Source organism: Paenibacillus solani (assembly GCF_050475945.1).
GTDB classification, from domain to species: Bacteria; Bacillota; Bacilli; order Paenibacillales; family Paenibacillaceae; genus Paenibacillus_AQ; species Paenibacillus_AQ solani_A.
Map to the genome: position 1 here is coordinate 264,165 of NZ_JBCMXJ010000005.1, position 15,914 is coordinate 280,078.

13 protein-coding genes and 1 riboswitch are annotated in these 15,914 nt (G+C 46.2%); of the genes, 2 read left to right on the plus strand and 11 right to left on the minus strand.

The window, feature by feature from the left end:
- Nucleotides 1-134 precede the first annotated feature (134 nt).
- Complete coding sequence (purT, locus tag ABEQ74_RS02905) at nucleotides 135-1,295, minus strand: phosphoribosylglycinamide formyltransferase 2 (RefSeq protein ID WP_430119254.1); 1,161 nt, start codon at nucleotides 1,293-1,295, stop codon at nucleotides 135-137.
- 83 nt (nucleotides 1,296-1,378) lie between these two features.
- Nucleotides 1,379-1,459: riboswitch (ZMP/ZTP riboswitch) on the minus strand.
- Between the two features lie 72 nt (nucleotides 1,460-1,531).
- Nucleotides 1,532-2,407 (minus strand): LysR family transcriptional regulator, encoded by an 876-nt coding sequence (locus ABEQ74_RS02910; protein WP_430119256.1) that lies wholly within the window; start codon nucleotides 2,405-2,407, stop codon nucleotides 1,532-1,534.
- 111 nt (nucleotides 2,408-2,518) lie between these two features.
- Between ABEQ74_RS02910 and dapA the strand changes: the two genes are divergently transcribed.
- Nucleotides 2,519-3,412 (plus strand): 4-hydroxy-tetrahydrodipicolinate synthase, encoded by an 894-nt coding sequence (gene dapA / locus ABEQ74_RS02915; RefSeq protein ID WP_430119258.1) that lies wholly within the window; start codon nucleotides 2,519-2,521, stop codon nucleotides 3,410-3,412.
- On the opposite strand, the gene ABEQ74_RS02920 is transcribed toward dapA, so the two are convergent.
- From ABEQ74_RS02920 to ABEQ74_RS02955, 8 genes are all read right to left on the minus strand, one after another.
- Nucleotides 3,409-4,053: a YdcF family protein gene (locus ABEQ74_RS02920; protein WP_430119260.1), complete on the minus strand. Its 645-nt coding sequence runs from the start codon at nucleotides 4,051-4,053 to the stop codon at nucleotides 3,409-3,411. The genes dapA and ABEQ74_RS02920 overlap by 4 nt on opposite strands.
- Nucleotides 4,054-4,263: 210 nt before the next feature.
- Nucleotides 4,264-4,782, minus strand: coding sequence for a GNAT family N-acetyltransferase (locus ABEQ74_RS02925; RefSeq protein ID WP_430119262.1), 519 nt, complete (start codon nucleotides 4,780-4,782; stop codon nucleotides 4,264-4,266).
- Nucleotides 4,783-5,074: 292 nt separating this feature from the next.
- On the minus strand, nucleotides 5,075-6,859 hold the full coding sequence (locus tag ABEQ74_RS02930) for a glycoside hydrolase family 36 protein (RefSeq protein WP_430119264.1): 1,785 nt from the start codon (nucleotides 6,857-6,859) through the stop codon (nucleotides 5,075-5,077).
- Nucleotides 6,860-6,890: 31 nt separating this feature from the next.
- Entirely contained in the window at nucleotides 6,891-7,724 is an 834-nt protein-coding gene (locus ABEQ74_RS02935; protein ID WP_430119266.1) for a carbohydrate ABC transporter permease, read from the minus strand.
- Between the two features lie 17 nt (nucleotides 7,725-7,741).
- Nucleotides 7,742-8,623, minus strand: coding sequence for a carbohydrate ABC transporter permease (locus ABEQ74_RS02940; protein WP_430119268.1), 882 nt, complete (start codon nucleotides 8,621-8,623; stop codon nucleotides 7,742-7,744).
- A gap of 61 nt (nucleotides 8,624-8,684) precedes the next feature.
- The gene (locus ABEQ74_RS02945) at nucleotides 8,685-9,992 is read right to left on the minus strand and encodes an ABC transporter substrate-binding protein (RefSeq protein ID WP_430119270.1); all 1,308 of its coding nucleotides are present in this window, start codon (nucleotides 9,990-9,992) and stop codon (nucleotides 8,685-8,687) included.
- A 99-nt stretch (nucleotides 9,993-10,091) separates the two neighbouring features.
- Entirely contained in the window at nucleotides 10,092-11,687 is a 1,596-nt protein-coding gene (locus ABEQ74_RS02950) for a response regulator (protein WP_430119272.1), read from the minus strand.
- The gene (locus ABEQ74_RS02955; RefSeq protein ID WP_430119274.1) at nucleotides 11,680-13,485 is read right to left on the minus strand and encodes a cache domain-containing sensor histidine kinase; all 1,806 of its coding nucleotides are present in this window, start codon (nucleotides 13,483-13,485) and stop codon (nucleotides 11,680-11,682) included. Before ABEQ74_RS02955 ends, ABEQ74_RS02950 begins: the two co-directional genes overlap by 8 nt.
- Before the next feature lie 257 nt (nucleotides 13,486-13,742).
- Between ABEQ74_RS02955 and ABEQ74_RS02960 the strand changes: the two genes are divergently transcribed.
- A complete protein-coding gene (locus tag ABEQ74_RS02960; RefSeq protein WP_430119276.1) occupies nucleotides 13,743-14,963 on the plus strand; it encodes a peptidase in 1,221 nt (406 codons plus the stop codon).
- A 107-nt stretch (nucleotides 14,964-15,070) separates the two neighbouring features.
- On the opposite strand, the gene ABEQ74_RS02965 is transcribed toward ABEQ74_RS02960, so the two are convergent.
- Nucleotides 15,071-15,790, minus strand: a complete 720-nt coding sequence (locus ABEQ74_RS02965) for a YebC/PmpR family DNA-binding transcriptional regulator (protein ID WP_054402712.1) — start codon at nucleotides 15,788-15,790, stop codon at nucleotides 15,071-15,073.
- Nucleotides 15,791-15,914: the final 124 nt, after the last annotated feature.

Consider the following 15,914-nt stretch of genomic DNA (forward strand, 5'->3'; position numbering starts at 1 on the left):
ATCATGAACAGCTGCAAAATTCCCCACTTTTATTTTCAGCACGGTAACATGGTAGCGAATCATAAAAAAAGGCCCGCCGATGTATCCGGCTGACCTTATTTATGGCTTCGATCTAAGCAACTGCGCTGCCGCGTTTACGCTTCTTCAACAGTGAGCTTATCCAACGCCAGCTTCGCGCGCAAACGAGCTTCTTCAATGCTGTCGGCAGTGGACAGAGCGACGGCTACGCGTCTTCCGACCTTCGTTACCGGCTTTCCAAAAATACGCAGCTGCGTATTCGGAACAGCCAGCGCTTGTTCCGCTCCGGTAATCGTGTAATTCTCCAGCTCATGCGCTGCTTTCAACGGACGGCTGGCACCTGGCGTGATCAATTCGATCTCTGGAATTGGAAATCCTAGAATAGCACGGACATGAAGAGCGAATTCGGATAAATTTTGCGTAACTAGCGTTACCAACCCTGTATCATGCGGGCGGGGTGACACTTCACTAAAATATACTTTATCCTCAGTCAGAAACAGTTCAACCCCGAACAAGCCATACCCTCCAAGCTCGTCGGTAATCGTTTTTGCAATCCGTTTAGCTTCCTGGATCTGCGCTTCCGACATATCATGGGGCTGCCAGGATTCGATATAGTCTCCACCCTCTTGAATATGTCCGATAGGCGCACAGAAGCTCGTACCATTAATTGAGCGTACGGTTAACAGCGTAATCTCTGACTGGAACGTAATGAATTCCTCAATGATCACTCTTCCGTTCTGAACGCGCCCGCCTTCCATCGCAAGATTCCAGCAGGATTCGATATCCGCTGCTGAGCGGCATACGCTCTGACCTTTGCCGGAAGAGCTCATCAAAGGTTTAATAACACACGGATAACCCATTTCCTCAACAGCCTGTTTAAACTCCTCATACGTATCGGCAAACTGATAGCCCGCAGTCGGCAGTTCCAATTTCTCTGAGGCAAGCCGGCGAATCCCTTCACGATCCATCGTCAGCTTCGCTGCTCTGGCGGTAGGAATAACCCGATATCCCTCTTCCTCCAGCTCCACGAGTTCTGATGTAGCCAGCGCCTCGATCTCGGGTACGATCAGATCGGGCTTTTCCTGCTCAATAATTTCACGCAGCTTGGCTCCATCCAGCATATCGATGACATGGCTTTGATCGGCAACATGCATGGCAGGCGCATCGGCATAACGATCAACGGCCACAGTTTCAACACCCAGTCTTTGGGCCTCAATCACGACTTCCTTCCCTAGTTCTCCAGATCCTAGCAGCAGTATTTTTTTCGCTTTCAACATCGTGTTCATAACCCCTTTTCATAGTTTCAAAAGACGAATAAAAGCATGGAAATCATAAAGAGGCAAGGGAAATAATCTTCCCTTACCTCTGCCCAGGCGTACGGCCGTTGTCATCGATGTGCTCCCTCATGGTTCCCCATGTTACGCCAGTTACACATAAACCTATATATTATAAAAGAATCATACTTAATCTTTTCTTTAAATGCAATATCATTACACACACCACACACCGAAATTCAAGCTTCTGATTTCAATAGTTCAATCGCATCCCGCAGCGAGTTGGACAGCCACTTTTTGGGATGAACCGCCATTTGAATGTCTAGTCGAATGTCAGGGTGGGTAAAGGGAAGAATCGCCAGCTCACCCCGCTTGATTTCCTCCTCTGCAACCATCCTCGGCAATAGAGAAATGCCTGTTCCGGACATCACATATCTTTTGATTGCCTCGGGGTTGCCTAGTTCGAGCCCTATTCGCAGAGGAACTCCGCTCGCACGAAGCACCTTTTCCAGCATCAAACGGTAATTACAGCTATCCTCGGTCATAATCCATTCAACATCAGTCAGATGCTCCAGCTCTATGACGGGCTTTGCAAGCAGCGGATGATCCGGACGGGCAATCAACAGTAGAGGTTCTTCGCGGATTGAGATCCAATTCAAGGAGGAGTCTTGAGGTTTATTATCCAAAATAAGACCCAGATCGTACTCGCCCTCTCGCACCTTATGCACAATACGATCTTCCCGATCCGGTTGCAAGCGAATCGTAAGATCCTCGTGCTTTTCTCTTAGATGATGGATGACCGAGGGGAGAAAATAAGCAGCCAGTGAGTCTATCGCGCCTATTGATAATGTACCTCCACTTTGCTTCGTCAGCTTTTCCTTCGATTGCTGGTACAGATCCAGAATTTGAATCGCATACTTAAGCAGCTCTTCTCCGGACTTCGTCAGGCGCAGGCCTCGCCCATATCGTTCAAACAGCTTGACACCGTATTCCATCTCCAGCTTCTGAACCTGGGTGGTAACGCTGGATTGTGCATAACCCAACTCCTCAGCAGCTTTGGTAAAGCTTTGGCGGGCAGCTACTTCCCTGAACGTGTGCAGGTAATTGAGATCCATCGCCCTCCCCCTTATCAATTATTTTGATAATCATTATCTATTATTATAGATAACGTTGATTATCGAATCCATGATAAAGTAATCTCACACCTCAAGAATGGAGGAAGGATCATGATGAATCAGCAGGATTTGCAGGGGATTTATGTTCCGGTGATCACGCCTTTTTTAGAAGATGGCGAATTAGATTTTCTGTCTTATCATCGTTATTTGAAAAGTTTACTGACACATGATATTCAAGGCTTGGTCATCAATGGGACGACCGCAGAAGCTCCAACGGTAGCATGGGAAGAAGTCGTTCAGATTGTAAAGGAAACGAGGAAAGGTCTGGACGAACGGCAATTGCCGCTCATCATAGGTACGGGTACGAACGATACGGTCTCCAGCATCAAACGGACGGAGCTGGCAGGTCAGATCGGGGCAGATGCAGTTATGGTAGTCACACCCTATTACAGCCGCCCTTCGATTGAAGGCATCCTTCAACATTTTCAAAAAGTAGCCGAGGTAGGGGTACCGGTTATTATGTATGAAGTTCCTTCGCGTACGGGAATCCGCTTACCTGTCGATGCCATCAGAAGGATCATGGACATCCCCGGTGTCATCGGAATGAAGGACAGCACTTCAGGTACCGAGCTTATAAGAAGCTTAGCACCCTATGATACCAAGCCAATACTCTGTGGAGATGATATCCACTTTCATGAAATGCTCTGTCATGGAGCAACCGGTGGAATATTGGCGTCAGCCAATGTGAATACCGAGGTTTACATTCAAGTTTATCAATTAGCGCTTCATAGAGATTATACACGTGCCCTGAAGCTGTTTGAAATTTTGAAACCCTATATTTATAAGCTGTTCGAAGAATCAAACCCTGCGCCGCTCAAATGGCTCCTATCCAGGCAAGGTCTTATCTCATCGGACACCCTTCGTCTACCAATGGGTCCCATCACGGATGAACTTAAGCTGTCTTTTGATAAACTCCTTCACGAACAGCATGATCCGATCCATTAATAAACATCACTTCGAAAGGGGGAAACAAGCTGATAACCAATATAATAAAAGACTTCCCTAAACAAGAAAGGGACTTTGCTTCTTAGACTCCGGTACGCGCTTTCGCTTGCCGGGGACGGGTTCGCATGGAGCTTCATATCTTCTGCCATCATCATGGCCCTCTTCATATGCAGCGGGTCACTCACGATAAGATACGAAGATAAGCCTGCCTTCTCACCGATCTCTTTAGCATAATAAAGATTCTGCTCGGTGATTGTCGACTTGGTCTCTATCAGGATGTCACTCTCAGGAACACCATGGGCGATGGCATATTGGTGGGCTACTTGAGATTCGGCAGGCTCCTCTTGCGATCCCCGTCCCCCTGTAAAAATCAGCTTATTCACAAGCTCCTGCTCATACAGCCATATGGCATGATCTATGCGTCCCTGAAATACAGGCGAAGGTCTCTCGTCCCACACGGCTGCGCCGAGCACGATCGCTGCATCTGACGGCAAACTCACCGTTCGCTGTGCATAATTCCAAATGGTGCATCCAACATACAAAGTATATATCAGAACGATACCAATCAGTGTCAGCAAGGCTCGAATGAAGAAGCGCTTTCTGTTAACTCGTATCTCTCTAGCCGGGTTATCCCGTATCATGCTGCACCTCCACTATCTACTCTTCGTATGAGATTGCTCCCATTCTATCACGCTTGAGTTCCTTGTTCATCGACAGCACAACAAGAAGCCTGATATTCCGCTAAGAATATCAGGCTCCCTGCCCGGCCTTGCAGTGTAACATCGGTCTGATGGATCAAGCCATCGATCCCATAGCTGCCTCAAGGCTGGCCGCAGATTGAAACAACTGTGCTAAGCCATTCGCCATTCCGACGCTAGCATAGCGTAGAAATATTCATCCCACCAGCTATTCCCGTGAGGGATACACTCTTTAAAATAGCCTTCTCGCCTCATGCCGAGCTTCTCCATCACCCGGTACGACGGTGTATTCTCAGGCTGGCATGTGGCAATAAGCCGGTGTATACCCAAAGTCTCGAATCCATATTGAAGCAAGGCCCTCGCTGCTTCCGTAGCATACCCCTTACCATGATAGGCGGAATTGAATATCCAACCGATCTCATACGTATGTTCTCCGAACCACGGGAAGAATACGATATGACCAATTACTCGCTGTTCATTAGGAAGCACGACCGCATAATTGCGGACTTGATCACCCTGATTGTCCTTCAGGAATTGCTTCACCGTTTCTTCTGTATAAACCTGATCCGGCATGTAATGCATTACCAAAGGATCCGATGTATATTGAAGAACATCCTGCCAATCCCCCGGTACAAACTCACGAATGATCAATCTTTTTGTTTCGATACGCATTTGCCTTAACTCCTTTTTTGTTGTATTCAAGTGTCCTCTTCAACCCGCACACTTAATACAGTGGCAAATGCGATTCGCCGTGTATACAGATATGTATCTGTTTGGATAACGCCGGTTCACCCTCTTTCATGAGACGCTCTATTCTGTATATTCGATCCGAATCAAGAAACTCCTTTAACCTGTGATCATCTTATTTTAAAGGCAAAGAAGACAAGCAATTTCTCTAAATGAGACTGTCGCTTGCCTTCTTTATTATATGTGGGCTCCCTAACTTTATAGGGGTCACGGATTTTTATCCCTGCGCTGCCACATGTGTCATTTCAATCAATCCAGAAGGCGGCACCTCAAGAACATGGGCACCCTGCTTCATGGTTACAATCTCATCTTTTACCGTCAAGCCATAGCAATTCCTCACGATCATTCGCAGATTGCTGGCAGCTTCTGTCCAGTTTACGATCAGACGATCTTGAGACGTGCCGTTAACCAACCAATAACTTCCACTTACTGTGCGATCCATCGAGGCCACGAAGTTCTCGCCATACACTGCCGCCAGCCAATCGTTGTCGTGATAGGCATATACGATCGGATACATCATCTCAGGGGACATGGGACGAAGCGTACCCTCCAGCAAAAGTGAACGATGCTCTTTCCAAAAAGCCAGCCAATAGGCAGCAACCTGCTGATGTGTTTCCGGGATTTCATCCAGCCGTACCGATATTTGGGGCACGGAGAACAGCGAGTGGATAAACTGCAGAGCTACATTCTCATCTAGGTCTCCCTTATTCCACATCATCATGTCGGAATGAACGGCTGTGTTCCCGCTAAGCAAGCGAATATCCAGCGAGCCGATCCGGTTTTGATTGTGATGGTTTGGACAGTCCGCGACCCGGAACATATTACCGTATTTACGCATCAAGGGACCGATATAGTTTTGACGGAACTCAATCATGACATTAGGCTTAATCGCTCGCAAGCGGGCCATGACATCAGTAAGCAGACGGTCTACTGCCTCAGGTACAGAATCATAATCTCTTCCTTCTCCGCCCGAAAATCTCATATCCTCGGATAACAGGAAGGAGTCGACAAAATCCAATTTGAACCCGTCAATTCCCCAAACGTTCAAGGCCTGCTCATACGTATGAATCAGATATTCTCTCACCTCTGGAAAACGAGGATCAAGAACCGCTGTATCCTTCCCGCCATATGTATTGATGTACTTCCCTTCAAATCTCTTCCACGCTTGAGAATGTACACCTACAAAAGGCACCGAGTACCACAACATAAATTTCATGCCCAGTTGATGAACACGGTCAACGAATTGCTTCATATCCGTTATCCGCTCAGGGCTAACCTGCCAATCACCGCAAAACGCATATCCACGCTCATCGTTTGCTGTTTGCCAACCATCATCTACGATGACCGTTTCACAGCCGAGCTCTTTCGCAAGCAAACACTGGCGCTCAATCTCATCCGGATCGACTTGCTGGTGAAAGCTGTACCATGTGGAATACATCGGCTGATATGCTGCCTCTGGAACATGGGATGGCGTATATCCCGGCAAGCCTTCCCACCATCCGCTGACCTCCCTTAAACTCTCCGCATAGAACATATTCCGTGTATCAACACGCATGATAACCTCATAGTCTGTCATCTGTGGACTTGCTTCCGTAAAGAGCTTGATCCACACTTCAAACTGGGCTGATTCTTCGTGGATGCCTACACGAAACTGCATTGGACGAAGTGCGTCAGACAATGCAACGGTCAAGCGGTTAGCTCCAGCCGAGTTATAAAGACTGAAGACCGGAGCAGAGAAAGTCGCTTTGCTTGCTGAAGGCTCACTGAAATCAATCCGAAGCCCTTTATCCCGGTTAGCGGTAGGATCCCAGTATCCATGAATATCCACAGCCGGGTGTTTCCAGGACAGAGTAACCGGATCTGGATAGTGTGCTTTATTTGCATGCTTCGAGAATCTTATATAATCCACGCCCTGATCTGAATATAGATGCTCTACCTTGTATTGGAATTTCCCCTCTCCGCCTGTTACGGAAATGATACGACCACCTGCTGAAAAATCCATTTGTTTACATCCTCCATTCCGATTTCTCTAGTTATCCTTTTACTGCCGAACTTACGGTTAACGCGTTCTCGACCTGTTCAGAGAACAACAGATATACGAGGATGGTCGGTACGGTGGACAAGACCATTACAGCGCCCATAGCCCCCCAATCGGAGCTGAACTGCGTCTGGAAATAGAGCAGACCGAGCGGCAGTGTTTTTAGAGCATTATCACTGATCATCACAAGTGCGACCAAGAATTCATTCCAGGCGAACAAGAATACGAAGATGCTCACCGAGGCAATGGCCGGTACGACAAGCGGTACCATAATGCTGAAGAAGGTCCGATACACGTTGGCACCGTCAATCGCAGCCGACTCTTCGATTTCTTTTGGCAAGGACCGGAAGAAGGCATAGAAGATAATACATGCAAATGAAAGCTGAAATGCTGCATAAGGAACGATGACCGCAAGATAGCTGTTTTGCAAATGCATGGAGCGCACGATCATTAACAGCGGAATCAGAATAATTTGCATCGGAATGAACATGCCTGCGGTCATGTATATTCGCGCCGCGTTGGACAGTCCCCATTTCATCCGGGCTGAAGCGTAGGAGAACATCAAGCCAAGCAGTACTGTTAAAACTACCGTTCCGATGGATACGATGAAACTGTTTTTGAAATACATAATTAAATCGAATGATTGGAAGGCGTTAACATAGTTTTCAACGCGCCACTCTTTCGGAATGCCGAATACATTCGTCGAGAAAATTTCCTCGTTGTTTTTAAAAGAATAGAACAGCAGCCATACCAACGGGTACAGACTGACCAATACGTACAACAGGAGCGAACCGTATTTTAAGGTTCCGTTCGTAAGTCGTTTAATCATTGTGTCATCCTTCCCATCTAATAGCTGATTTTTTCCCGGGCTACGAATTTGTTAATCAGGATCGTGAACAACAAGCATTCAATAACCAAAATGGCTGCTGCCGCTGAACCATATCCATATTCGTTAGACCGGAATGCGGCTTTGTACATCATAAATGTGAAGGTGTACGAGATATTGCCTGGTCCGCCATTCGTCATGACAAACATGTTTTGGAAGGCGTTCAGACCCCCGGTAATTGCAATAATTAAGCCGAATTTATAAGTTTCACTCAAAAGGGGTATCGTTATTTTGCGATGAGTGTGCCAGAACGAAGAGCCATCAATTAATGCAGCTTCATACAGATGCTCAGGTATCGATTTAATGGCTGTATAGATCAGCACAAGCAGGATACCCATGTTCTGCCACGCGTTTGTGAAGGCAATGGCCCAAATAGACGTATGCTCCCCGCTCAGCCAGGCCTGCTGATAATCCATGCCGAGGGCTGCGAATATACTGTTAAGCAGTCCCCCCTCCGGATTATAAATAGCAATCCACAGCTGTGATACCACGACGCCGGAGAGTACAACCGGAATAAAGAAGGTGGTCTTAAACCATTTCCGGCCGCGTACAGCCTTGCTGCTCAGCACAATAGCCAGAATCGTTCCAAGCCCGATTTGATAAACGACTAGTACGAACGCAAAGATCAGACCGTTTTTCAGAGAAACCCAGAAATCAGGATCATCAAAGAGCCTGAGATAATTATCAAATCCGATAAATACGGGAGTGCTCAAGCCGTCCCAATCAAAGAAGCTTTTCTGGAAGGTTTGCAAGATAGGTATAAACACAATGATCGTAAAAAAGAGTAGTGTGGGTACGGTAAATACCAGCAGAGCCACTTTATTTTTCCATTTTTCTGACATGGGACCTCCTTAGTCAAAGAGGTTATTCTTTGTCAGAATAACCTCCCTGTCACCGTACCTATTATTTTCGTGCCAGTTCAAGAGATTTGTTCATGGTGTCGATAAATGCATTGGTGTCGTAATCCAGCATCAGCTTTTGAACATTATCTTCAATCGCTGTTTTGAATTTGGCATTAACCAATCCCCAAGGGAAGGTAGTCATCGTTTTGAAATTTGCAGAATCCTGCTTATACTTTTCTTGGAGCGGGGAAATTCCATTTAACGGTTCAGGGTTTTCCTTCAGGATCGGGTTAGGGTCGCCCAAATGAATAACGCGCTGCTTCGCAAATTCGATCGAGAACAATGCGGCATATTTAGCTGCAACCTCAGCATTTTTGGAGTTCTTCGACACAGAGAAGCCCTGGTTAAAGCCGCCACCGCTGACGTTCCACTGTACCTGATCCACTTTATCAGCATCCGCAAGTGGCGTGTACAAAATGTCGGCCTTGTCTCCCATCGCTTTCGCAATGTCACTCATTGCCCATGCACCGTTCAGCACCATTGCCGCTTTTCCGGAGGTAAACTGGGCCAATGCATCATCCCAAGTCGTGTTGAACGCGTTCTTGGACAGCATTCCTGCTTTGGACAATTCGGCAATCTTCTCAGCTCCTTGACGATATGCCTCATCGGAGAAGGTTCCTTCACCGCCATCAAGCTTTGTCAGACCAGCTGGTTCAGAGCCAACAACAGCCATATCATACAGCTGCACGCCTGGCCATTTTTCTTTGGCGAACAAGGCCAGCGGGGTAATTCCCTTGGCACTGAATCCTTTTACAGCTTCGAGGAACTCATCATAGTTAGCAGGAACCTTAATGCCGTTTTGCTCGAACAACTCCTTGTTGTAATAGATCAAGGATGACCATTGTCCAACGTTTGGTACTGCGTAAATATGACCGTCTTCATGACGGAGCATTGCTTTTGAGGTTTCATTCAGCTGATCTTCGATTTTATTGTCTTCCACTGCCTTATCCATCGTATAGAGATTGTCCGAATTTTTGAGAGCTTCGATCAGTCCCGAGGATGCGAAGAAAATGTCAGGCAAAGTGCCGCCGGCAGCATACGTTTTAATCTTCTGCTCATCGTCCTGTGCAGCAACCTCGAATTCCACATCCACTTCAGGCATGATCTTTTTCATTTCTTCTTTGGCTGCATCGTATACAGCCGTATTTTCTCCGCTGTATTGTGCATAGAACTTCAATTTCACTTGTTGATTTCCACTCGAAGCTTCTCCAGCGGAACCGTTTGTGCCGTCATCTTTCGCGCCGCATGCAGAAAGCGCTAACATCGCGGTGGCCAATAGAATCGGCAAAAATATTCTTCTCTTCTTCATTGCCTTTTGTTCCCCCTTATTTCTCTTGATGGGTTCATTCTACCTAATATCGGGCTAGTGCCGTGAGGGACAAAACGGAACACATTTGTATATTTCGACCTACTTTTTATGCAGTACCTCATACTCACTTGGCGGTAATCCAGTATATTTCTTAAAGCTTTTACTAAAATGAGACGGATCGCCGTACCCAACCATCTCTGAGATTTCGGATAATTTCAAATTATGCCCAGCTAGCAAAAGCTCCTTTGCTCTCTGCATGCGGACATCCGTGATATAGTCACTGACGCCTATGCCAAGCTCCTGCTTGAATATCCTTCTTAAGTATCTGGACTGGATATACAGGCTTTGGGAGACCTCCTCAACTTTTAACTGGCTGTCCTGGTAATGGTTCTGGATATATTCGCATGCGGCCGCTAGTATTTTTGCTGATTTAGAATGTTTTACGCTCTTTGAATACTGCATAGCTGTCGTGTATAGATTCGTAATCCATTCAAAAGCCTCTTTTAACGTAGGTTGATTGGTGATTTCCTGAAACGGCGAGAACTCCGGAGTGAATATTTCCTCAACGGTTTTGCCAATCTCATAGATGTAGGTAAGACATAACGAAACAAGCCCGGCAAGGATCATATGAATATAATCTCCGGACAGTTGCCGATCACGAATATAATGCTCAATGGCCGCAAGTTGTTTACGAATTTCTTCTTCATCATGAAGGCGGAGTGAAATCAGCAGATTCTCATTCATCTCACTCGGGTAGAATCCAACATTCGATGTGCGTGTTGCCGTATCCCGATAATGAACGACGTTTGCTTCTTCTGTTGATATTCGGTTTTTAAGTGCGATGACAGACTCCATGTAAGACTTGCGAATCGATGAAATTCCTTGTCCTGCATTTCCGATTCCGATTGATACACTAAAGCCGAAACGATCGCGAATCAGCATAAACAATTGATTGTATCCTTTTAAACTGAACTGTTCATAGTCTTCGTCAGCGGCAAACTGGAGCAGTGATACGATTCGATTCTCCGGTCCGTTGAAAATAAACTGATGACCCTCCAGCTGCACCAAATCCATCAGCAAGTTGGATATAATATATTTCTTGAAACGGATATCGTTTAACTGCTCCCATTCATGTAATAAATCATCGATTTCAACCGATATGACCTGGAACACGGCGGGATACTCAGCAAAATCAAACTTAGTCATCTGGTGCAGGATATATTCGTCATCATCCCGGTATTCACCGCTGATAAGGAGATTCAGGAAGCTTTCCCGCCATAATTGACGTTCCTCCTGTTCCTGGTGTTGTCCGATTATGGTCTTTTGCAAATTGTTTTTCACCTGATGTAGAGCCGATAGCAGCTCCTCCTCATCAAAAGGCTTCAGGATATAATCCTCAATCCCGATTTTGATCGCTTTGCGTGCGTACTCAAACTCACTGTGACCGGTGACTAATATGACGACCATATCCGGGTTGAACTCCTTCAGCTTCTGCGCTAAATCCATCCCGTTCATGTAAGGCATATTAATATCGATCAGAGCGAGATGCGGCTTCTCTTTCTGTACAAGCTCCCAGGCTTCCATGCCGTTCTTCGCTTCCCCGCAGTATTCAAAGCCCTCCGCTTCCCAATCCACCACACCACGTAGGTACTTGCGAAAAACCGCTTCATCGTCTGCGATCACAACTTTATACATCTTGTAAATCTCCTCTCGTTGTTAGCGGGATGACAACAATGACCTCGCTGCCTTCACCCGGTTCGCTGTGAATGCGGGTTCCATACCGTTCCCCGTAATACAGCTTTATTCGTTCGTCCACACTGCTAAGTCCAAAAGAACCGCGTTCCTCGCTTCGCTTGCGGTGCATCTGCTTCAGCAAATTCGGTGAGAAGCCGATACCGTCATCCTTGACAATCAGCTCCAGAACATCGTCTTTCTTCACACCTTCAATCTGTATATGACCGAAGCTTCCCTTCTCTTTGAGACCGTGATAAATCGAGTTCTCTACAAGAGGCTGAAGTGTCAACTTGGGTATCGCATAATCCATCATGTCATCCTGAATCTTAATCTGGAAATCGAATAGATCGGAATAGCGTGTACGCTGTATCGATAAATAGCTGTTCACATTTCTGATCTCCTCGCGAATGGTAATGATCTCCTGTCCATTGCTGAGCGCAACCCGGTAATAATCGGCCAGAGATTTCGTTGCCTTGCCTGCCGTTTCGCTCTCACCGGATTTACATAACACATAAATCAAGTCCAAGGTGTTGTAGAAAAAATGGGGTTTGATCTGATTTTGGATGAGTGCCAATTCATACTCTCGCTTCTTCTTCTGCTCATCCTTTACTTTGACAAGCAGATCATTAATCCGGCCCAGCATAACGTTTAGGCCTGAACCGAGAATTCCAATCTCATCATTCGTCCTTACATCGATCGGCTGATCAATATTCTCCTCCCGGATTCGCTTCATTTGTTTACTCAGCTGCATGATCGGATTCCCGATAGATCGCGACAGCATGATGGCTCCAAGAACAGCTAGTATCAAACAGATGCCTCCGATCATGAGAATGATCTGAGATACCTGCCTCGTGTCCCGAGTCAGTTCCCGGACCGAAATCTCATTGATAAGCTTCCAGTTCATCTTGCTAAAGCCCACGGAGGATAATAAGATGTTATGGCCATCTGGTCCCGGTATTTCTTCCATCATGGACTCCTGACTCATCACATCTACCCTGCTCATTTCTTCCATCGGCTGCAGCATTTCGCTTTTATTCTGGGATGAGATAATGGTTCCTTGCTCATCGATGATATAGTAACCGTTCGGCTGCAGCGGCCCGATGCTTCGGTATACGGAGGATAATGTCTCTTCCTTGATATTGACGAGCAAGATCCCGAGCGGTTCAAGCGTCTCGGTGTCCAGTATTTTTTTGCCAATGGTTAGAATAGGCTCTTCGGTATGAGTCACCCAGTAATCCCGATTTTCCATCGGAAACCATATAGGTTTACCGTTACTCTTGTTCACATCTCGGTATATCTCACTCCGCAGACCCTTCTCGGTACCGTACTGCATGTTGGAGTTCGTACTGTATACGTTTTCAGCCCTGTCAATGAAAAGAGCGGATTCTACCTCCGGAAAGATCATCTTCGCAAAATCCAGTCTGTTCTCGATCGCTCTAAGAAGCTCATAGTCGACAGGATCACTATTCAGCTGATCCCCCTTTTGCTTCAGCTTCAGCTTCTCTTCCTTGTTCAGCTCCAGCATCGAGACATTTGCAAAACTTTCCGCATTGGACAATATCGTATCGATCCTAGTGGTGATCAAACGGGACTCATCCTGAACATTCTTCTTCGTTTTATTTATGGATGAAGCCGTATTGATCTGATAGGAGAATATCCCCAAGGTCAGTAATGGTATAAAGACCAGCGGGAGGTATATCGCAATAATCTTCGTTTGAATCCGCTGGTTTCGAAACCAATGAACAATTCGTGTTCTCATGGTATCTTCTGTCCCCTCTATGTCAATTACATCGATAAGTATACCTCATAATTCGACTTTGTTTTACAAAACCTGCACGGGCCTATGTATATAGAACCCTCTCTATAAATTGTTCTATTGAACAATTTCGATCGGCTGTGCAACATTCGTAAACTTTCTCCGTCTATGGTTATATAACAGCCAGTACATTTTTCCAGCGCGACTTGACTTGGCTGTATCCTGCTTCACAGGATAATCGATAATTGGAGGAATCTACCATGAACAACATCTACAAAGTACTGGCAACCACTGCAATTCTCGCTATGGCAGCTCTGCCGGCAGCAGCACATGCACAGGCCGTCCCTCCCGCTTCTATACATGCAGGACAAGGGAATTTCGTAAACCAGGAGAAGAAAGTGGTACCTGGAACTATGGGATACATAACAGACTACGTTAATGACGAAACAGGCAAATGGATTACTGTGACTGGCCGCGGCCTGGGAACAGCCGATCAATCAGAAATAAAGCTCTCTATATCCAAAAATACGAAGATCGTTGACGCCACAGGCAAAAAAGTCCAATTGCAGACTATCGTGGACCAGAACAAAGCGGTTAAAGCGTTCTATAGTCCAAAATTGACGAAGAGCCTTCCCGCTCAAGGGTCTGCACTGACTATCATCGTTCAGGAGCAAGACTTCTCTGCTATTGATGGAACGATTACCGAGGTAAACGACAAAGCAATCCTTGTCGAGGGTACGAATTTGTATCGCGATGGCGAAGAAACCATTCTGTTGCATCTGGATCCAAAAGCGAAAATCATCGCTCCTGATGGTAGCACGCTGCAAGCCAGTGATCTTAAGACTGGTATGAGCATCCGTTCCTTCTATGGACCTGCGGTTGCATTGAGCTTGCCGCCTCAATCCACCACCAACTATATTCAAATTCAAGCTGAAGCGGAAGCACCTGTACAAGAAGAGCCGGCTGGAACGAATGGTATTATTACAGCTACGTCCGATAACAATATCACCTTGATCGGTCAGGCACTTGAAACAGGCGGTGTTAATTATGTAATTCTAACCGTCGATAAAGAAACAGAAATCGTGGACGCGAATGGTAAAGCGTTGACGGCTAAAGCTTTGAAGGAAGGTCTTCGTATAGAAGCCCATTACAGCCAAGTCATGACGATGATTTATCCTGCCCGCACGCATGCGGACAAGATTGTGGTTTCGGAAGTTTCGGCTCCCAAGATTGAAGGCACCATCGCAGCTTCAGATCGCACGTCGAAAGACCAGCTCTACATTAATGTAGGTTCCGACCAATCTACGGACAATGATATCATCCTCAACATTACGGAAGATACACAAGTGATTACGGCTCTTGGTATAGAATCAGAACTGAAACCAGGTACAAAAATCGTGGCTTACCACTCCCTAATGATGACGAAATCTATTCCAGCCATCACCTCAGCCGAAGTAATTCTGGTTCAAGCTGACGAATAGACTGCTACCCCTGTTGGCAGAATTAGAATCCATCGTGTAACAGCAAAAACCATCGTACTCAGCAATGCTGGGTACGATGGTTTTTTAATGAATCAAATTGTATATGGTTATTCTTCGAATTCAACGTTGTGATACACCTGCTGAACATCCTCAAGATCCTCAAGTGCATCTATCAGCTTCTCAAATTGCGCCTGTCCATCTTCCGGAAGGGAAACAAAATTCTGTGCCAGCATCGTAAGCTCGGCTACGGTGAAGTCAGAGATGCCAGCAGCTTTGAACGCCTCTTGAACCGCGTGGAACTGATCTGGTTCAGCGTATACAATCACTGCTTCATCCTCTTCAAGGATATCACGGACATCCAGATCGGCCTCAAGCAAGAGATCCATAACTTCCTCGGCTGTCTTGCCTTCCACGCCAATTACTGCCGTTTGATCAAACATATAAGATACCGATCCGCTGACACCCATATTACCGCCGTTCTTGTTAAAAGCAGAACGAACAGCCGGCGCCGTACGATTCACATTGTTGGTTAATGCGTCCACAATGATCATGGAACCATTCGGACCGAACCCTTCATATCGCAGCTCTTCATAATTCTCATCACCGCTGCCTTTGGCTTTATCCAAGGCGCGGTCAATAATAGCTTTAGGCACATTATACGTTTTAGCACGTTCAAGAACGACCTTTAGGGCGCGGTTGGATTCAGGATCCGGTTCGCCTTTTTTGGCGGCAACATAAATTTCCACACCGAATTTCGCATAGACGCGACTTGTATTAGCATCCTTGGATGCTTTCTTTTCTTTAATATTATTCCATTTACGACCCATATATTTCGCTCACTTTCATTGTTGAATCTGTAACTGGTATTCGATAAATACCCTTGTCCATTATATCTCTATTAAGTCCTGTGAACAAGGTTAAGAGCGCAGATCCGGAAAATAGAAACATGCC

Excerpts from the sequence above, each read along its gene's own strand:
- purT (WP_430119254.1), bottom strand. The coding sequence starts at position 1,295 with ATGTTGAAAGCGAAAAAAATACTGCTGCTAGGATCTGGAGAACTAGGG.
- ABEQ74_RS02910 (WP_430119256.1), bottom strand. The coding sequence starts at position 2,407 with ATGGATCTCAATTACCTGCACACGTTCAGGGAAGTAGCTGCCCGCCAA.
- dapA (WP_430119258.1), top strand. The coding sequence starts at position 2,519 with ATGATGAATCAGCAGGATTTGCAGGGGATTTATGTTCCGGTGATCACG.
- ABEQ74_RS02920 (WP_430119260.1), bottom strand. The coding sequence starts at position 4,053 with ATGATACGGGATAACCCGGCTAGAGAGATACGAGTTAACAGAAAGCGC.
- ABEQ74_RS02925 (WP_430119262.1), bottom strand. The coding sequence starts at position 4,782 with ATGCGTATCGAAACAAAAAGATTGATCATTCGTGAGTTTGTACCGGGG.
- ABEQ74_RS02930 (WP_430119264.1), bottom strand. The coding sequence starts at position 6,859 with ATGGATTTTTCAGCAGGTGGTCGTATCATTTCCGTAACAGGCGGAGAG.
- ABEQ74_RS02935 (WP_430119266.1), bottom strand. The coding sequence starts at position 7,724 with ATGATTAAACGACTTACGAACGGAACCTTAAAATACGGTTCGCTCCTG.
- ABEQ74_RS02940 (WP_430119268.1), bottom strand. The coding sequence starts at position 8,623 with ATGTCAGAAAAATGGAAAAATAAAGTGGCTCTGCTGGTATTTACCGTA.
- ABEQ74_RS02945 (WP_430119270.1), bottom strand. The coding sequence starts at position 9,992 with ATGAAGAAGAGAAGAATATTTTTGCCGATTCTATTGGCCACCGCGATG.
- ABEQ74_RS02950 (WP_430119272.1), bottom strand. The coding sequence starts at position 11,687 with ATGTATAAAGTTGTGATCGCAGACGATGAAGCGGTTTTTCGCAAGTAC.
- ABEQ74_RS02955 (WP_430119274.1), bottom strand. The coding sequence starts at position 13,485 with ATGAGAACACGAATTGTTCATTGGTTTCGAAACCAGCGGATTCAAACG.
- ABEQ74_RS02960 (WP_430119276.1), top strand. The coding sequence starts at position 13,743 with ATGAACAACATCTACAAAGTACTGGCAACCACTGCAATTCTCGCTATG.
- ABEQ74_RS02965 (WP_054402712.1), bottom strand. The coding sequence starts at position 15,790 with ATGGGTCGTAAATGGAATAATATTAAAGAAAAGAAAGCATCCAAGGAT.